At 40.5% G+C, this 17,714-nt stretch carries 17 protein-coding genes and 1 pseudogene; 12 read left to right on the top strand and 6 right to left on the bottom strand.

Features of this window, described 5'->3' with window-relative positions; all coding sequences use genetic code 11:
* The first annotated feature begins 30 nt into the window (after positions 1-30).
* Together H9W84_RS12065 and H9W84_RS12060 are read left to right on the top strand one after the other, a co-directional pair.
* On the top strand, positions 31-504 hold the full coding sequence (locus H9W84_RS12065; protein ID WP_239744064.1) for a plasmid mobilization protein: 474 nt from the start codon (positions 31-33) through the stop codon (positions 502-504).
* On the top strand, positions 501-2,855 hold the full coding sequence (locus H9W84_RS12060; protein ID WP_239744062.1) for a relaxase/mobilization nuclease domain-containing protein: 2,355 nt from the start codon (positions 501-503) through the stop codon (positions 2,853-2,855). Before H9W84_RS12065 ends, H9W84_RS12060 begins: the two co-directional genes overlap by 4 nt.
* A 98-nt stretch (positions 2,856-2,953) precedes the next feature.
* On the opposite strand, the gene H9W84_RS12055 is transcribed toward H9W84_RS12060, so the two are convergent.
* Together H9W84_RS12055 and H9W84_RS12050 are read right to left on the bottom strand one after the other, a co-directional pair.
* The gene (locus H9W84_RS12055; protein WP_239744060.1) at positions 2,954-3,616 is read right to left on the bottom strand and encodes an SOS response-associated peptidase family protein; all 663 of its coding nucleotides are present in this window, start codon (positions 3,614-3,616) and stop codon (positions 2,954-2,956) included.
* 104 nt (positions 3,617-3,720) lie between these two features.
* Positions 3,721-4,275: an SMI1/KNR4 family protein gene (locus H9W84_RS12050; protein WP_476739040.1), complete on the bottom strand. Its 555-nt coding sequence runs from the start codon at positions 4,273-4,275 to the stop codon at positions 3,721-3,723.
* Between H9W84_RS12050 and H9W84_RS12045 the strand changes: the two genes are divergently transcribed.
* The 3 genes from H9W84_RS12045 (at position 4,246) to H9W84_RS12035 (ending at position 6,664) form a co-directional block, all read left to right on the top strand.
* Positions 4,246-4,950 carry an IS6-like element IS1008 family transposase gene (locus H9W84_RS12045; RefSeq protein ID WP_001067790.1) on the top strand — a complete coding sequence of 235 codons (705 nt, stop codon included), beginning with the start codon at positions 4,246-4,248 and terminating at the stop codon, positions 4,948-4,950. The genes H9W84_RS12050 and H9W84_RS12045 overlap by 30 nt on opposite strands.
* A gap of 74 nt (positions 4,951-5,024) precedes the next feature.
* Positions 5,025-5,828: an aminoglycoside O-phosphotransferase APH(3'')-Ib gene (aph(3'')-Ib, locus tag H9W84_RS12040; RefSeq protein ID WP_001082319.1), complete on the top strand. Its 804-nt coding sequence runs from the start codon at positions 5,025-5,027 to the stop codon at positions 5,826-5,828.
* Positions 5,828-6,664 (top strand): aminoglycoside O-phosphotransferase APH(6)-Id, encoded by an 837-nt coding sequence (locus H9W84_RS12035; protein ID WP_000480968.1) that lies wholly within the window; start codon positions 5,828-5,830, stop codon positions 6,662-6,664. The genes aph(3'')-Ib and H9W84_RS12035 overlap by 1 nt, the downstream gene beginning before the upstream one ends.
* 199 nt (positions 6,665-6,863) lie before the next feature.
* Here the strand turns inward: H9W84_RS12035 and H9W84_RS12030 are convergent, their stop codons facing one another.
* Together H9W84_RS12030 and H9W84_RS12025 are read right to left on the bottom strand one after the other, a co-directional pair.
* Entirely contained in the window at positions 6,864-7,328 is a 465-nt protein-coding gene (locus H9W84_RS12030) for a KfrB domain-containing protein (RefSeq protein WP_042088840.1), read from the bottom strand.
* Positions 7,329-7,380: 52 nt separating this feature from the next.
* Positions 7,381-7,779 carry a TraB/TrbI/VirB10 family type IV secretion system protein gene (locus tag H9W84_RS12025; protein ID WP_200462922.1) on the bottom strand — a complete coding sequence of 133 codons (399 nt, stop codon included), beginning with the start codon at positions 7,777-7,779 and terminating at the stop codon, positions 7,381-7,383.
* Between the two features lie 38 nt (positions 7,780-7,817).
* On the opposite strand from H9W84_RS12025, the gene H9W84_RS12020 reads away from it, so the two are divergent.
* Complete coding sequence (locus H9W84_RS12020) at positions 7,818-8,522, top strand: IS6-like element IS1008 family transposase (protein ID WP_001067790.1); 705 nt, start codon at positions 7,818-7,820, stop codon at positions 8,520-8,522.
* Positions 8,523-8,549: 27 nt separating this feature from the next.
* On the opposite strand, the gene H9W84_RS12015 is transcribed toward H9W84_RS12020, so the two are convergent.
* Positions 8,550-8,759: an SMI1/KNR4 family protein gene (locus H9W84_RS12015; RefSeq protein WP_239744058.1), complete on the bottom strand. Its 210-nt coding sequence runs from the start codon at positions 8,757-8,759 to the stop codon at positions 8,550-8,552.
* 84 nt (positions 8,760-8,843) lie between these two features.
* Between H9W84_RS12015 and H9W84_RS12230 the strand changes: the two genes are divergently transcribed.
* Positions 8,844-9,212 (top strand): hypothetical protein, encoded by a 369-nt coding sequence (locus H9W84_RS12230; RefSeq protein ID WP_420846676.1) that lies wholly within the window; start codon positions 8,844-8,846, stop codon positions 9,210-9,212.
* The gene (locus H9W84_RS12165) at positions 9,163-9,507 is read left to right on the top strand and encodes a transposase (RefSeq protein WP_275579783.1); all 345 of its coding nucleotides are present in this window, start codon (positions 9,163-9,165) and stop codon (positions 9,505-9,507) included. The genes H9W84_RS12230 and H9W84_RS12165 overlap by 50 nt, the downstream gene beginning before the upstream one ends.
* On the opposite strand, the pseudogene H9W84_RS12005 reads toward H9W84_RS12165, so the two are convergent.
* Positions 9,460-9,645: pseudogene (locus H9W84_RS12005) on the bottom strand (transposase); the annotation flags it as partial. The gene H9W84_RS12165 and the pseudogene H9W84_RS12005 overlap by 48 nt on opposite strands.
* A gap of 402 nt (positions 9,646-10,047) precedes the next feature.
* Between H9W84_RS12005 and H9W84_RS12000 the strand changes: the two are divergent.
* The 4 genes from H9W84_RS12000 (at position 10,048) to H9W84_RS11985 (ending at position 17,709) form a co-directional block, all read left to right on the top strand.
* The gene (locus H9W84_RS12000) at positions 10,048-11,253 is read left to right on the top strand and encodes an AAA family ATPase (RefSeq protein ID WP_239744055.1); all 1,206 of its coding nucleotides are present in this window, start codon (positions 10,048-10,050) and stop codon (positions 11,251-11,253) included.
* Positions 11,254-11,383: 130 nt separating this feature from the next.
* Positions 11,384-13,327: a MarR family transcriptional regulator gene (locus H9W84_RS11995; RefSeq protein WP_239744053.1), complete on the top strand. Its 1,944-nt coding sequence runs from the start codon at positions 11,384-11,386 to the stop codon at positions 13,325-13,327.
* 29 nt (positions 13,328-13,356) lie between these two features.
* Positions 13,357-13,923 (top strand): recombinase family protein, encoded by a 567-nt coding sequence (locus H9W84_RS11990; protein WP_239744051.1) that lies wholly within the window; start codon positions 13,357-13,359, stop codon positions 13,921-13,923.
* A 15-nt stretch (positions 13,924-13,938) separates the two neighbouring features.
* Positions 13,939-17,709, top strand: a complete 3,771-nt coding sequence (locus H9W84_RS11985) for a PIN domain-containing protein (protein WP_239744050.1) — start codon at positions 13,939-13,941, stop codon at positions 17,707-17,709.
* Positions 17,710-17,714 lie beyond the last annotated feature (5 nt).

The raw sequence follows: 17,714 nt of genomic DNA, 5'->3' as shown, positions 1-17,714 counted from the left end.
TACTAGTAAAGAGCATGCCTACCTTGACCTATGAAAAATTCATTAATCCTTCACTCTTTACCTGAGCAAGTTTTAGCGGATTTCAATTGGAAACCTGCTCCTAAAGTTAAACGCAAGCGACCGTTCACAGTTGCTATTAGATTAAGTGTTATCGAAAAAAATTTGATTGAAGAACGTCGTGGGTCATTATCGGTCGCAGATTTTATGCGAGCATCTGCTATTGGACAAAATGTTACCCATCGTGAAATGGTGCGTCGAGTGATTCCGCCACGGGTGGATGTTGAGTTAAAAAGACAAGTGGCTTATTTGGGAAATAATTTAAACCAATTGACTAAAATTGCTCATGAGTATCATCAGGCTGGTAATCTAAATGTGGTTTCTTTAGCCTCAGAGTTAGCCTATATTCGTTATCAACTCGATTCTCTTATTCATCATTATACGGCACCAAAAAGTGATGTTGAGATAAATGAGACTGATAAGATTGATGAAGGGTTTGCTCAGTGATTGTTAAATTTTTTAAGCGAGGCAGTGTTAAAGATATTCACTATAGTACAGGTGGTGAGTCGGCTAAGCGGTATTTGTTGGGTAAGGATTATGCCGATGGGGTGGCTTCTCGTGACCATGCAAAACTATTAGCGGGTGACCCCAATGAAGTGACAGAGATTATCAATGCGCTAACTTTTTCTAAAATTTATACATCAGGCTGTTTGGCATTTGATGGCATTGAGAGTCAGTATGTCACTGAATCGATGAAACGTGAGTTGATGGATGAGTTTGAGCAGTGTTTGTTTGTGGGGCTTGATAAGTCCCAGTACGCAGGTTATTGGGTGGAGCATTTTGATAAAGTCGATGAAAAAAATAATAATCTACCAAGGCTTGAGCTAAACTTTGTGTTTGCCAATGTCGAGCTGACGACGGGTAAGGCGTTACCGGTGTATTATCATTTGATTGATGAAAAACGAGTAGACACGTTCAAAGAAATCAAAAATTTAGAAATGCAGTTGTCTGACCCCAACGCCCTTGAGCGTAAACGCTTAACTCGCATTGGTGATAAACTCCCACAGAATGTCAAAGACACAGTGGCTGATATTGATGACAAACTGACGAACGCTTTTATGAATGAGTTGGTGAATAGCCGTGATGATGTCATTCATTACTTATCTGAGCACTATGAAATCACGGCAATCAAAAATCAATCCATTTCGATTAAAAACCCGCATGGCGGTAGTCGTCCCATTCGTTTGCAAGGAGCATTCTATGAAAAAACCTTTGAATCTCGGGGAACTCTCGGAGAAGAATTCGACCAAACAAGAAATCATCGAAGACACCGTGAAAGCCCAGATAGCGAGCGAATTGTCCGACTTAAAGCAGATTATCAAGAATACTGTGATAAACGAAGTGCAGAGTTGGCAAAACGTTTTAAGCCAAGAGCTACAAAACAATCAGAACTTGGACTTGGAAAAGATAACCGAGTTACAGCAAACCCTTGTTTCACGTATCGATCAGTTATTAAACTTCCAGCCCCTTTCCGAGACTTTAATTCGTATTTCAACGACTTTAGACGAACAGCAACAAGCCTTACAGGTATTGAGCGAGAAAATAGAAGCGAGGTTACAACAGCAAATCGAACGGACAGAGGCTCAATTATCGACGCAAATCGAGACAGTGCAGGTAAGCTTACACCAGCAGGCGAATCAAAATCAGACACACTTAGAGTCACAGATGGACAGTCAAGAAGAGCGGTTTCAAAACTTGATGACAACTCAGGACCAACACCTACAAAAGATAGGACATCAATTTCTTATCGTGAACAAACTGCCAATCAGCTTTTCGGTAATACTGTTTTGCCTGCTGATATTATCCACGAGCGTGAACCTCGCCGTACTTATCAGGTGGGATATTTGGGGCAGTTTTATGATAGTGATGATAGTTATTATCCTCTCTATCTTGGCGGTATGGGGGGGATGTTTGGCGTATCAGAACATTCAAAATCAGGAGGATTAATCTATGCTACCGAATCATCCCAATCAGCTACTGCAAACCACACTGGACAAGCTGTCACAAGAGTTGCACAACAAGCTGGACACTCATTTGGGACAAATGAAACAAGTACAGCAAACCCTAATCAACGATACGCTATCACAGTTGATACCAACGTTGTTGACCAAGCTTACGCCCATTATCGAGCAGGAAGTTCAAAAGCAGAATCAGCCAATGCTGAACAAGGTGGCGACTTGCTTGAACGAATTACAGATTACCAATCAACAGCAGTTGAAAATGCTAAAATTAGGCAGGGAAGAGTATCAGCTCTTACAAACCAAGATAAAATCAGCTTTGAGCCAATTAGAATCCATACCAATGGGCGACGACAGCGACGTCGAAAAGTCATTCACGACCTTGCAGACATCGATAACCAACTTACAGAAACAGGTGAGCAACTTGGCGACCTCGCAACAGGCTATGACCAGCAAACAAACCGATTTGTTAGCATTAATCGGCGAGTTAGAAAAGTTAAAAACGGATATGACCATGACGCTCAGCAGTTTAAAACAGCAACAAACAACTTTGGTGCAGTCGTTGGCACAGTTTCAGCCATTGTTAACGCGGTAATTGAGTTATTTAAAAAGTTGTTTAATGGGTTAAAACAGCAGGTGGTGGGGTATGCCAAGGAAGGGGTGTTGTATGGGGTGAGTGGCGATGGTAAACAGCATCAGATGAGTCAGCAAGAAGCAGAATCGTATATGCGTAGCCATCCGTATGATTTATCGGGCTATGCTCAGTTAACCTTGACGGTGAAAAAGTTGGAAAAAGATAAGGAGCTTAAGAATGAGCCGTTTCGGGGGTTTGGGATGTAGTTAGATAGGGTGGTTTTGGGTGGGTAAAGCAAGACTGTAAAAATTTTTGTGTAAGAAAGTTTTAAATAAAAACAAGTGTTTTGCTTGAAGTCTATTTGTCAAAATAATTCACTTTGTGCAGAACTATTATTTGACGTGACATTTCTAGGTCGGTATTCAGCAGTAAATTTGTCAGGCATGGGCTGTAAGAATTGATGGGCATGACTTACGTGACAAGTAAGCCATGCTTGTCGTAATTCAGGCGGTATTACCACAATTGAGCGTTTTTCATCTTTCGGACGGTGAAATTGTGACATAAAGGGGTGATTATCGGCATTGATAGTCAGCATAGACATGGAACGAACGACTTCCCCATCAATACGGGCTATTTCATAAATACAAGCAACTGTAAATGGCTCACCATCTGTACGGTGTATGCCAAAGCGTTGTGACTTGTCACCCGTATAAAGTGGCTCATAGATGGTCTGTAATGGCACTAGGGCAAATTGGCTATTGTACCAAGCATTTTTAAAGCTAGGCTTTTGCATGACCGTTTCAGTACGGGCATTATAGGTATATTTGGTGATATCGATAGATTCAGCCCATTTGGGTATCATGCCAAAACGTACTTGTCGCCATTCGATTTGCCTATTTACTGGGTTACGGAATAGTAGGGGGCTGTCGTAGTTGGGATAAATGTCGTCTTTAAAGTCAAAGGTAAGCTGATTGCTAGTATATAGCGGGGCTTGAGCATGGGTAATGGGCTGGAAGTTGGCACACATGGTTAGACTTTAGAATTGGGTAAATATTTCAATGATAATCAATTATCAAAGAATCCTCAATAATGAAAATTGTCATATGATATTCTTAGTCACAGATATAAGCATCACCTAAACTCTCCCTTTTTTAATAGCTCCGTAATACAGTGATTGCTTTGAATTGACGCTTTACAGATGAGTAATTTACCCTCAGCATTGATAGCGGTTTTTCCTGCTTCAATCCGTTGCATGATAATGCGGGCAAAGGCAGTGATATCGCCTTGGAACGAAAATCGGAGCTCCCAGTTGCTTTCTCGACCTGCATTGATAATTTGCCCCACCTTGCCATCTGCTAATGGATCATAATCAATCGCCCAGTAATTTCGATTATCCACCTCACCTGCAAACGGCAACCAATATTGATTGATATAGACGGGTCGCACGGTATTGGGCGGATAAGTAGGGTTATCGACTTGGTCGTTATCAGGCGTATCGATATAACCCAAGCCAACCCATTGTTGGTGGTACTCAATCATTTGTTTAGGCGAGTACAAGGTTTCACCAAAAAACAACCCAAACCCTTTGCTGGTGGCACTGTTGCAAATAGGCTGACATGATAAGCTAAATATCTTATTTATTTCGAGATACAGCAGATTAATCCCTTCCATGGTCGGCACTTTCAAGGTGAAATCATTCTTTGGGCTGTTCGTTGGTATTGTAAATATGGCATCAGCTATCGTGAACTTCAAGAAATGCTCGCTGAACGGGGTGTGAATGTTGACCACACCACAATTTATCGTTGGGTTCAGCGTTATGCTCCAGAAATGGAAAAACGCTTACGCTGGTATTGGCGTAATCCTACAGATTTACATTCATGGCATATGGATGAGACTTATATCAAAGTGAAGGGGCGATGGACTTACCTGTATCGTGCAGTTGATCAACGTGGTCATACGATTGACTTTTACCTTTCCGCTAGACGGAACAGTAAATCAGCCTATTGTTTTTTAGGAAAAATCTTCAATACGGTGAAAAAATGGCAAATTCCACGGGTCATCAATACAGATAAAGCAGCGACCTATGGCCATGCTTTATCACGGTTAAAGCGAGAAGGAAAATGTCCAGTAGATATTGAGCACAGGCAGATTAAGTATAAAAATAATGTCATTGAATGTGATCATGGTAAGTTAAAGCGGATCATCAGGGCCACATTAGGATTCAAATCTATGAAGACGGCTTATGCCACAATTAAAGGTATTGAAGTCATGCGTGCACTACGTAAAGGACAAGCATCGTCATTTTATTATGGTCAGCCTCAAGGTGAAGTGTGTCTAATCAACAGGGTTTTCGGTCTCTAAGCACTTTTAAAAAGGAACTTCATCGACTCAAATCTCTATTTGCAACAGTGCCCAGAAAACTGAAGGAACCTCCATTGAATCGAACTAATATTTTTTTTGGTGAATCGCATTCTGACTGGTTGCCTGTCAGAGGCGGAGAATCTGGTGATTTTGTTTTTCGACGTGGTGACGGGCATGCCTTCGCGAAAATCGCACCTGCTTCCCGCCGCGGTGAGCTCGCTGGAGAGCGTGACCGCCTCATTTGGCTCAAAGGTCGAGGTGTGGCTTGCCCCGAGGTCATCAACTGGCAGGAGGAACAGGAGGGTGCATGCTTGGTGATAACGGCAATTCCGGGAGTACCGGCGGCTGATCTGTCTGGAGCGGATTTGCTCAAAGCGTGGCCGTCAATGGGGCAGCAACTTGGCGCTGTTCACAGCCTATCGGTTGATCAATGTCCGTTTGAGCGCAGGCTGTCGCGAATGTTCGGACGCGCCGTTGATGTGGTGTCCCGCAATGCCGTCAATCCCGACTTCTTACCGGACGAGGACAAGAGTACGCCGCAGCTCGATCTTTTGGCTCGTGTCGAACGAGAGCTACCGGTGCGGCTCGACCAAGAGCGCACCGATATGGTTGTTTGCCATGGTGATCCCTGCATGCCGAACTTCATGGTGGACCCTAAAACTCTTCAATGCACGGGTCTGATCGACCTTGGGCGGCTCGGAACAGCAGATCGCTATGCCGATTTGGCACTCATGATTGCTAACGCCGAAGAGAACTGGGCAGCGCCAGATGAAGCAGAGCGCGCCTTCGCTGTCCTATTCAATGTATTGGGGATCGAAGCCCCCGACCGCGAACGCCTTGCCTTCTATCTGCGATTGGACCCTCTGACTTGGGGTTGATGTTCATGCCGCCTGTTTTTCCTGCTCATTGGCACGTTTCGCAACCTGTTCTCATTGCGGACACCTTTTCCAGCCTCGTTTGGAAAGTTTCATTGCCAGACGGGACTCCTGCAATCGTCAAGGGATTGAAACCTATAGAAGACATTGCTGATGAACTGCGCGGGGCCGACTATCTGGTATGGCGCAATGGGAGGGGAGCAGTCCGGTTGCTCGGTCGTGAGAACAATCTGATGTTGCTCGAATATGCCGGGGAGCGAATGCTCTCTCACATCGTTGCCGAGCACGGCGACTACCAGGCGACCGAAATTGCAGCGGAACTAATGGCGAAGCTGTATGCCGCATCTGAGGAACCCCTGCCTTCTGCCCTTCTCCCGATCCGGGATCGCTTTGCAGCTTTGTTTCAGCGGGCGCGCGATGATCAAAACGCAGGTTGTCAAACTGACTACGTCCACGCGGCGATTATAGCCGATCAAATGATGAGCAATGCCTCGGAACTGCGTGGGCTACATGGCGATCTGCATCATGAAAACATCATGTTCTCCAGTCGCGGCTGGCTGGTGATAGATCCCGTCGGTCTGGTCGGTGAAGTGGGCTTTGGCGCCGCCAATATGTTCTACGATCCGGCTGACAGAGACGACCTTTGTCTCGATCCTAGACGCATTGCACAGATGGCGGACGCATTCTCTCGTGCGCTGGACGTCGATCCGCGTCGCCTGCTCGACCAGGCGTACGCTTATGGGTGCCTTTCCGCAGCTTGGAACGCGGATGGAGAAGAGGAGCAACGCGATCTAGCTATCGCGGCCGCGATCAAGCAGGTGCGACAGACGTCATACTAGATATCAAGCGACTTCTCCTATCCCCTGGGAACACATCAATCTCACCGGAGAATATCGCTGGCCAAAGCCTTAGCGTAGGATTCCGCCCCTTCCCGCAAACGACCCCCACCATACCAACAGCCCAAAACGCGATTTTTCTTTCCATGGTCATGCACTCCCACTTCATCGGAAAAAGGGCGGCCAGTTGGCCGCCCGTTGATCACATCGAGGCACCGTGCCCTTTCGACGCGGTGCGCGCCGGGGCGACGTTCGCCGCCTGCGCGTTGGTGGCCACGCCCCTGCCGTTGGCGTAAGCCACCGTGTAGGTGCGCCCGTCTACGATTTTCTCGCCCTTGGCTTCCAGCTCGGCGAAGGCCGAGCGCGGGTGTTCGACCACGCCCTTGCCGGAAAGCTGGTAGACCGCCTTGCTGTCACTGAACAGCACCTGCCCGGTGAAAGACGCATCTTTGCCGCTGCTGGCCTTGGTGGCCTCGCCGAGCTGGTAGATGCCCTTGGACAGACCGCTTTCCGGCAGCACTTTGAGCGTCGTCCACTCGCCTTTGATGACCTGATCTATCTGGCGGCTGCCGTTGAGCACGCACACCTTGCGCGAACCCTCGGGCATCATCTTGACCCCCGGCGCAGGGGTCGGGTTTTTCCAGCTCGGGGCTTGGTTATTCGCCATTACGTTGTTCTCCTTACGTCAGAAAAGAATACGGCCGCGAACGGCCGCGCCCTCAGTTGCAGCCTTTGCCGGACTGACCGGCCATCGGGTGCCCTTCCCACGTCGGCAGGATGATGTCCTTGGTCACCATGATGTTGAACTCGTAACCCGGACGGATTTCGAGCGTCGGCTGAATATTCATGTTGCGCTGTGCCATCTGCATACCGATCTGGCCCATCTGCTGGCCCAGCGAACCGGCGATGATTTGCGAACTGCTGTAGTTCTCGCCGTTGCTGGCTTGCGGCTGCGAGAGCTGGATACCGGCCGAGAAGACCGACAACAGCAAACCACTGCCGAAGATGCGGGCATAGTGGTTGTTCACCTTGTCGTTGAAACCAGCATAGCCACCCATGTCGGTGCCCGGCATGTTGTCAATCGAGATTGACGGGCACTGTTGCAAATAGGCTGACATGATAAGCTAAATATCTTATTTATTTCGAGATACAGCAGATTAATCCCTTCCATGGTCGGCACTTTCAAGGTGAAATCATTCTTTGGGCTGTTCGTTGGTATTGTAAATATGGCATCAGCTATCGTGAACTTCAAGAAATGCTCGCTGAACGGGGTGTGAATGTTGACCACACCACAATTTATCGTTGGGTTCAGCGTTATGCTCCAGAAATGGAAAAACGCTTACGCTGGTATTGGCGTAATCCTACAGATTTACATTCATGGCATATGGATGAGACTTATATCAAAGTGAAGGGGCGATGGACTTACCTGTATCGTGCAGTTGATCAACGTGGTCATACGATTGACTTTTACCTTTCCGCTAGACGGAACAGTAAATCAGCCTATTGTTTTTTAGGAAAAATCTTCAATACGGTGAAAAAATGGCAAATTCCACGGGTCATCAATACAGATAAAGCAGCGACCTATGGCCATGCTTTATCACGGTTAAAGCGAGAAGGAAAATGTCCAGTAGATATTGAGCACAGGCAGATTAAGTATAAAAATAATGTCATTGAATGTGATCATGGTAAGTTAAAGCGGATCATCAGGGCCACATTAGGATTCAAATCTATGAAGACGGCTTATGCCACAATTAAAGGTATTGAAGTCATGCGTGCACTACGTAAAGGACAAGCATCGTCATTTTATTATGGTCAGCCTCAAGGTGAAGTGTGTCTAATCAACAGGGTTTTCGGTCTCTAAGCACTTTTAAAAAGGAACTTCATCGACTCAAATCTCTATTTGCAACAGTGCCTTGCTGGTATATTGATATATTGTTTTTAGGTCTTCAGGAATTTTAAGCTTGGTCATTTGCTCACATTCCGCTATGTCTGCTTCATCAACTGGCTCAAAACAAACCTCACTACGATAAGGCTTATCAATATCATCATAAATCTCGGTTTTATAATACTCTAGCCATGCTTGCCATAACGCATCCATGTTGGCTTGTGCAAGGTCAATACCGAGACCGTAAAATATTTTGTGTAAACCCTAAAATAGGGCAAATTACACAGGAATGTTTTTATGAGCGACACCACCGAAAAACTCTTGGATGAAATCTTAAAAGACTACCAAACACCTGAACAAATATTGGGTGAAAACGGCATCTTAAAACAACCCACCAAACGACTTGCTGAACGGGCATTACAAGCTGAAATGACCCATCATCTTGGCTATGAGAAACATGACTACCAAGGTAAAGCAACTAAAGACCATCTGGACGATTTTTTAACTGACCTACCAGACAACAGCCAAACAACTGAAACCACGTCCAAACCTATCTGTAAGCAAGATAATAATAGCACGCCCCAAACCAAACCTGCGGTCAAATCCAAAAAAGGTAATGCTCGCATATGGCACAACCAGCAAAACCGTCCGTACCGTTTTTGGTGAGCTTCAGCTAGATATTCCCCGTGACCGAAATGGCAGATTCGATCCGCTATTCATAAGGAAACACGATAGAACCTTGCACGGCTTTGACGACAAAGTTTTATCACTATATTCACGGGGCATGAGTACAAGGGATATCAAAGAGCATCTACAAGAAATCTATGGCGTGGATATCTCATCAACCTTTATTTCTACTGTTACTAATCAGGTGCTTGATGAGGTCAAACAATGGCAACAACGTCCATTAGGGGTCAGCACTATAATTGTCTGTCCCTGCCAGTGTGCCACCGTTGGCTAGTCGATGCCAGTTGGCAAGCGTGTTCATGGGTATGCCTAGTTCTCGGGAGGTTTGGCTGATATTCCCCTTGTTCTCTCTGATTTTAGCAACCGCTTCAGATTTAAAATTTTCGCTGTATTCTGTTCTTTTCTTGCTCATGGTAAACTCCTGTTTAGGTTACTAATTTACCAAATATTTTTCTCCGTTTTTTTCAGCATACATCATTACTTAGGCTGATTATAATTACGTCATGTTTGAGTATTTAGAGTTACTCAATAATTGTATTTTCAATATAAACATATATTTTTGTTTAAAAAATTAATGATCATGAAACCACCTATTTTCAACCAGTATTTATTAAATAAAAACCTATATTATTAAATTCAATCAAAATCTATAATTAATATCTATTAGGCAGTTAGCTGTTTCACAATTCAATTTAATCTGTAGTTCACGAATCAATTTTCAGTATTTTTAACTATAAAATTATAGTTAAAATATTTGACTATAATTTCATAGTCACTTATTATGACTATAAATTTATAGTCAACTGAGAAAACTATGGCAACAGGTAATATTACTTTCGGTCGTGATTATTTTCCTAGACCTAAAGATGAAAACAAGATTTGGCGAAAACTAAAACAAGGTAATCATCTGTTGTTACTTGCTCCTCGTCGAGTGGGTAAATCATCTATGATTCACCATCTGAAATCTCATCCTCAAGAAGGCTACAGCATTATCTATAGTTACGTTCAAGCTTGCCAAACTGAACAAGCCTTTTATGAAAAGTTACTCACTTCAATTAATGAATCGGATTTGATTCAACAAAATACCCCCGTTGCTAGCCGTTTTAAAGCAATGTTCGCTAAATTGCCATTGAATCTATCGGTGGAAGTAGTTGGCATCAAGGTCGAGACTAAAGATTCAAGCGAAAATACATGTGTGGGGCAAACCACGATTCGCCAAATTCTCATGGAGAGCCTAAAAGATAGTGACACAAAAGTGGTCTTGGCAATCGATGAGTTCCCTGATGTGCTAATTAATATCTACGATAATAAAGGTGAATCTTCGGCAAAAGCATTTTTAGCCAGTATTCGAGAGTTGTGCCAAGATGTTGATTTTACTAAGCGAGTGCAGTTTATTTTTACAGGCTCAATTGGTTTAGATACCTTGACGAAAAAGCTTAACTTTAGCAATCTAATTAATATGCTTGAGAATGTGGGGGTTAGTGAGTTAAGCCATGATGAAGCTTTAACTTTTATCAATTTTTACTTGGATAACCAAGGAATACTGACCGTACTGGATAACTACAGTAAAAATGCTTTAATCCAAGCCATTGGCTGGAATATGCCCTATTATCTAGCATTGGCTTGCGACCAGTTAATAGATGACTATGGTCTAGAGGGTGATGATGGACTAACTCTGCCCTCTATGAATGAAAATAAAGTAGTTGAAAGTATAAATCAGTTATTAAAGCAAGAAAATACCACTCGCTTTACTCATTGGAAAGAACGGTTAAATCGCCTTGAGATCTTGGAAAAGAAACTAGCACATCAAATTTTGAAAGCAGTCAGCGAAGAAGAATTATGTTTAAGTTATGCTGAAGCCTTTAATCTATCACAGCAAGCTGATTTCAAAGAAAGTGTGAATTTTGCGTATTTGATGGATTGTTTGACTAGCGAAGGTTATTTATTCCAATTGGACGATAAAAGTTATCGTTTCACCTCTCCATTACTCAAGCATTGGTGGCAACGCTATGGTTACTGATTCATGCATTAACCCCTCAGGGATTCTACTATATAACACGCAAAATATAGATGAGGCGACACTCAAAGCCCAATTTAGCATTCGCAAAAAAGAATACGAGCGAATTTGGCAGGATATTAGAACTAATACCATGCAATACCCTGCTACACATTACCTTATTCAAGGGGTAAGAGGTGCAGGCAAAACCACATTATTGACTCGATTATCCTATGCTGTCAGTGGAGAGGAAAGCTTAAATCCTTGGTTAATCCCGATTCTTTTTAATGAAGAAGAGTATGGGATTTTCTCGTTATTTACTTTTTGGTTACGCATAGCCGAAAAGCTTGCTCTGCATGACGCCAATCGGTACGAAACTTTATATACTCAGTTGATGCAGTTATCCAATGAGCAAGAAAATCAAGCATGGGCATTGATTCGAAAGACACTCATTCATCATGGGCAAAAAATCATTGTATTTATTGATAATATGGCGGAGCTATTTGATGGCTTTAGCGATAATGAAAATGCCCAGTTACGAGAAGTATTAAGCTTACATCCTGAAATACGCATTGTCGGCGGTTCTTCAGTGATTTTAGATGCCCATTTTGATGGCACAGCCCCGTTTTATCAGTTTTTTAAATTAGTAAATTTAAAAGCTATTTCTGAAGCAGAAATGCACGAGTTACTACGAACATTGGCACGGCATACCAGTAAAGAAGCTATTGAGCGGATTGAGGAAATTATTACCCAACATCCTGAACGGATTGAGGCGGTAAGACGGCTGACCGATGGTGTACCAAGAACCATTGTTTTGTTATTTCAGATTATTATGGAAGGGGCAAAAGACAGTAGTTTTACTTACCTAGAGGAAACCATTGATAAAACGACACCTCTGTATAAACACCGTATGGATGATTTGACCCGTCAGCAACAAGTTATTGTCAATGCTATCGCCATGAATTGGGATGCAATGAATGTTAAAGAGATTGCCGAGCAGACCCGATTGCCGAGCAAGACCATCTCTGCCCAATTAACGGTACTTCAAAAACGCTGGATGGTTGATAAAGTCGAAACCAATACCAAAAATCATTTGTATTTGCTCAAAGAGCGGTTTTTTAATATTTGGTATTTGATGCGATATGGTACACAGCGAGATAAACGGCGGGTATTGTGGTTAACTAAGTTTTTGGAAAGTTGGTATGGTGAAAAAGAGTTGTCGCTTAAATTGGTTGAAGCTTTAGGCACGTTGTTAGATAAAGATGCTAAATCTAAAGACTTACTTATTAATGCTTTATTGGCTTCAGATAAAATTGATTACGATATTCGCCGTGACATGGCAGAAAAGTACAGAGAGCTTGCACGAAAGCCTGTGGTAGGTTTTTCTAACGAGCAACAAAAAATTCTTAGATTAGAAATTGAACAAATCATTAAAACCAAAGATGATAAAAATATTTATCAATTTCTTCAAAATCATGGTGACAGATTAACATTAATTGATTTGGTTACTTACTATCATCAGCTATACGAGCTAGGCTCAAATTACTTTAAACCACAGGAATTTTTCTTAAAAATATCGCCCATAGGCTATGTTGAGGCTGTGCATTTATTCACAACAATTTATGCAAGGGCGTTAGTGGGCTATAAGCAAGCTGTGATTGATGTATTTGAAGCAAATCTCAAAGAATTTTCCGAGGATGTAAGTGTCAATACACTTTTATTTTTCAGTTTATATTTAGAGTTTTGTTTGTGGGATAACCAATTTGAAAGAGTTAAAAATATTTTCGATATTCTAGATAAACAGAATATTTTCACTTTAATAGAAGGAAGAACAGGCATTCGTTCAACTAGTGAAGTTAAAGAAATATTTTTTGAAAGCATCATATTATTGTTATTGGCAAAAAAGCAGTATGAAATGGCGTATCATTTGTTTTATCAATTTAAATTAATCCAACTACTAAAACCTTTGTATTTTGCCACAGTATATTATCTGCCTGATGAGCGACACCAAGAGTTTTTAAGAATGGGTTATGAATTACATGAAACACTCATGGAAATTTTTGCAGTGGTTGAAGAATATCAAATTAAATACGCTTAGTTCAAAACAAAGCAATAGAAAGGAATAGTATGACCACCCAGAAAGTCGGATATGCCCGAGTATCAACCAAAGAACAAGATTTGTCATTACAGCTTGATGCTTTGAGTAAGTTTGACTGTGATAAAGTTTTTACTGATAAAGTCAGTAGTGTTAAACAACGCCAAGGTCTACAAGACGCATTAGGCTATTTACGTCAAGGAGACACGTTGGTGGTGTGGAAGCTCGACCGTCTTTGTCGCTCACTGCCCGATTTAATCAAAATCAGCGAACAGATTAAAGAAAAAGGAGCGGAATTAATTAGCATTACCGAAAGCATCGATACCAGCACTCCCGCAGGTCGGCTCTACTTTAATATTTTAGGAGCATTGGGGCAGATGGAGCGGGAATTGATTCAAGAACGAGTCAAAGCTGGACTTACTTCAGCTCGCAAAAGGGGAAGAATCGGTGGTAAACCAAGAGTAAGCCAAGAAAAATTGGATTTAGCTCGTCGTGAACTGATGACAGGACGACCTTATCCCGAAGTAGCTCGCATTATCGAGGTACATGTGCAGACCTTGTACCGCTTAGTACCCGTCAAATCCCTAAACATCGGGTAAGTAGGGAGTTTTTCATTGTCAAATTACAGACCACAATTTCTAATTCCAAACAACGAAGAAGACTTCGAAGACTTATGTGCAGATGTCTATGGCACAATTTTCAATTGCCCTAACCCTAGCAAATATGGTCGTCGAGGACAAGCCCAACACGGTTTAGATTTAGTATTATATCGGGATGGTATTAACTCTGATGATAATCGAATAGGTGTTCAGTGCAAGCATGTCCAAAAACTTACTTTTGATGGTAAGCACGGCGACTCTTTTATAAAAGAGTTGCAAAAAGCTGAAAAGGGGCAGCAAAAAATTTCTAAATTCATTTTAGTTACCTCTCTGCCATCAGATGCCCGTCTGCTTGACAAAGTAAACAAGCTTTCGCAAGCAAGACTAGATGAACGTAAGTTTCCTGTAGAAATTCACTTTGCGAACGACTTAGAAACCAAAATTAACAGCTCTAAAAGCTTATCTGAACGATATTTGCTTGGTAAAAACTATGAAATTCTACTTAAGGAAGCAGAGAAGTTCATTAATAAAGAACAATACTCTGTAGCCATTAATATGCTAGACGCTTCTAATATCGAATTAATGAATCAGCAAGAAAAATTTCAAGCTTTGACACTATTGGCTATCTCATATTTAAGCATTGATAGTTTTGATAAGTTCATTGATTCACTTCAAAAACTTGAAGATTTTGATTGGGATGATGACAATCTAACTAACTTGAGAATTGTTAAAATATCCATCCAACAAGGCAGGGAGGTAGCAGAAGCTGAGTTAAATAGGTTATTAGAACTTTATCCCAAAAATTTGAATCTAATAGCTTTAAAAACGCTTTACGATATTCAAAAAGGTATCGAGATTAATTTTGATGACCTAGATGCCATATTAAAAAGCAACTATGATATTCAATTCTCATTCATGGAGTATTACATAAATTTTGGTAGACATGAATTTGAAAAATTTCATACTATATATGAAAACCTGGCTAGTGAGGATAAGAGTCGTCCTTCAGCACTCATTTACAAGCTGAATGCTGAACTTTTAGAATATTATAAACGACCAGACAATAAAGATAAAATAAGACAAGCCCTAGATAACTTTAGAAAAAATACGGATTTAGAAAGAATTGAAAAGCCTGCTTTTAAAGGCTTGGCATTAAATGCCATACTCAACGCTTATGCCATGTTAAATAATTTTGAGAATAGCAAGTATTGGTATGAATATGCTGTTGATAACAATATAGAGCTTAATGAGTATGCGAAACACAATTTAGTCATTTTATCGATAAAGAATAACAACAATTTGTTTTTCATTGACTTACTTGACAAATTTTCTAATCAAGAACTTAAAGGTTACTTTCTTGACGGCTTATTCCATTTTAATGCTATCGAAAAAATCCAATCAATTTTGCAAGAAAATCAAAACTTAGCACCTGAAATTCAGAACGAACTTAAATCCTATTTGATTCTAAAAAATAAGTTAAACCAAGTAACTAATCTAGAAGAGTACATCAGCGAACATCGCTTATTTGAGGTCAACTCTACTAAAGGATTAACGCTGCTAGGATTTAGTTTTTTTAATGAAAACAAAGAACAACTATTTGATGCTTCTAATGAAAAAATTTTAGAAATTAATTATGTAGCAGATTTAATGGAAAATATGTACTTGGGTTCATATTTTTTTACTACCGAACAATTTGAGAAATCAATAGAGCATTATCAGAAAGTCTTAGACTCCAATTCTGTCTTACATGAATATGATTTGTTGAATTATTTAGATTCATTACTTGCAACAAATAGATTCATGCAAGCTAAAAAAGTTATTGAAGAGAACTGGGACACCATTCAGGAGAAAAAACTAAGGTTTTTCGAGTTAATAACGCATTTAGGATATGAAATTCAAGACTTGCCTTTAATTGAAAAATATCTAGCTAATTTAACTCAATATAATGATAGTGCATGGTACTGGAGAAATAAACTTCAAATTTTGATAACAAGTAAACAAGATAAGGCATTGAAACGTCAGTTAAAAGCAATGCCGCTTAATTTAAAAAATGAGAAGTATAATACCTGTTGGCTTATTCTTCAAGAAGTAATATTTGGACAAAAAGATAAAGCCTTAGAGCGTTTGTTGAATTTTTGGCATGAAAAACCTGATGATTTGGATGTACTTCAAGATATGCAAGCACTTTTTCTTGAAATGATGGTCAATCCACAAGTCACTAGTAAACTATCTCAAGCTAGACACCCATTTTTCGATTATCAATTTAATAACACAACAGATGGTTGTTTTATTAAAGTTAAAGTCAATAACGAACAAAGAGGTTACTTCTTAGACTCAAAAGTAAGTAGCAACGACCCAAATAAATTTATAAACCCATTAGATAGCTGGGGCTCACAATTTTTAGATAAGAAAATTGGCGATGTTTTTAGGGTAACCACTCCATTTGGAAGCTTTGATTACGAACTTCTCGAAATTAAGTCTATTCCGTTAGCTGTTTTTCACAATAATTCAGCATTAGCAAGCCAACCAAACAACCCATTTAATATGTTATCCCTTGAAGTTAATACTGATACAGAGGAAGGAATCAAAGAATTTATCAAAACGATTAATCGCTTATCGACACCAAATGACGTCATCAAAAATCAATTTGAAAGATATATTAGTAGCCCTATGACTATTGCATTATTGGGGAAATTATTACATAAGGATATTGCAGAATTGACGTATAGTTGGATTCAAGACTTCAGATATCCTCTATATACCAATGATGACAGATATACCAAAGACCTATCTAAGTTGGAAGCTCAAAACAGGCTTCAATCCAAGACTCATTTTACTATCGACCTCTTCACTCTGTTAGAATTTAAAAGAATAGGGGTTTCTGACTTTCTCGAGAATATTGATAACTTAGTAGTTTCAAGTTCTTTAATAAAACAACTGCAATTATTAATTGATAAACATAATTTTGACTTTGAGATAAATCAAAAATCTGAAACAGTTAGTACCTTTGATAATAAATTCCAATTCCATACTGTTGATACTAACATTCTAAAAATCCGTTCCGATGATTTAAAATTTGTCATGGATTTTTTAGAAACGAATGCTGAAATCTATCCTGCTTATGGCAATGACTTTCAGTCGAATATCCATAAAATTTTACAACAACATTTACCTGAGATAGATAAATCTACGCTAAGATTAGCTCAAGAATATAATTTAACGTTAATATCATTAGATGCACGACTTAGAGCCTTAGCAAGTCAAGTTGGAATAGATACTATCAATGGCAATTACTTTATTGAATCTCAACTGCAAAATGAAGATGAGTATAAGAAAATTTGTCTAAATCAATTTTCAGACAATCGCCTAACAACCGACTTTCACATCAAATATATTATTGATAGTTCTACGAAAAATTCACCTTCTCTAAACAAATATATCAATGCCTATTTGAGCTTTTTAACAGCGAATTTTGACCTAGAGCATATTCTACATGAAATAATCACCTTAATTTACACTCAAAGGTCGCTTGGTTTTGGGGCAACCTATGGCTATGTAACAAGATTATGTGAAATAGCTTTTTGTTTGTTAGCAAAACATGAAAAACTTGATTTTGAAAGAGACAAAAATATAGCTAATGACTATTATTGGAATTCTTTTAGATGCAAAGCTATTCAAGCTGATAGTTTTGAGGAGCTAAAGTCACTTCAAAACAACACGCTTGGAATAAGCTATGGGTTTTTAAACCCAAGATTAATTGCTAAAACTACTCCTATCCTTGGCTAGAAAGA

The organism is Moraxella tetraodonis, from assembly GCF_022359095.1.
GTDB classification, from domain to species: domain Bacteria; phylum Pseudomonadota; class Gammaproteobacteria; order Pseudomonadales; family Moraxellaceae; genus Faucicola; species Faucicola tetraodonis.
The sequence above is the reverse complement of the archived record's forward strand: the minus strand, read 5'-3'. Positions and strand labels throughout refer to the sequence as shown.

Excerpts from the sequence above, each read along its gene's own strand:
- H9W84_RS12165 (WP_275579783.1), top strand. The coding sequence starts at position 9,163 with ATGCTCGCATATGGCACAACCAGCAAAACCGTCCGTACCGTTTTTGGT.
- H9W84_RS12230 (WP_420846676.1), top strand. The coding sequence starts at position 8,844 with ATGAGCGACACCACCGAAAAACTCTTGGATGAAATCTTAAAAGACTAC.
- H9W84_RS12015 (WP_239744058.1), bottom strand. The coding sequence starts at position 8,759 with ATGGATGCGTTATGGCAAGCATGGCTAGAGTATTATAAAACCGAGATT.
- H9W84_RS11995 (WP_239744053.1), top strand. The coding sequence starts at position 11,384 with ATGCAATACCCTGCTACACATTACCTTATTCAAGGGGTAAGAGGTGCA.
- H9W84_RS12025 (WP_200462922.1), bottom strand. The coding sequence starts at position 7,779 with ATGTCAGCCTATTTGCAACAGTGCCCGTCAATCTCGATTGACAACATG.
- H9W84_RS12065 (WP_239744064.1), top strand. The coding sequence starts at position 31 with ATGAAAAATTCATTAATCCTTCACTCTTTACCTGAGCAAGTTTTAGCG.
- H9W84_RS12055 (WP_239744060.1), bottom strand. The coding sequence starts at position 3,616 with ATGTGTGCCAACTTCCAGCCCATTACCCATGCTCAAGCCCCGCTATAT.
- H9W84_RS11990 (WP_239744051.1), top strand. The coding sequence starts at position 13,357 with ATGACCACCCAGAAAGTCGGATATGCCCGAGTATCAACCAAAGAACAA.
- H9W84_RS12035 (WP_000480968.1), top strand. The coding sequence starts at position 5,828 with ATGTTCATGCCGCCTGTTTTTCCTGCTCATTGGCACGTTTCGCAACCT.
- H9W84_RS12000 (WP_239744055.1), top strand. The coding sequence starts at position 10,048 with ATGGCAACAGGTAATATTACTTTCGGTCGTGATTATTTTCCTAGACCT.
- H9W84_RS12030 (WP_042088840.1), bottom strand. The coding sequence starts at position 7,328 with ATGGCGAATAACCAAGCCCCGAGCTGGAAAAACCCGACCCCTGCGCCG.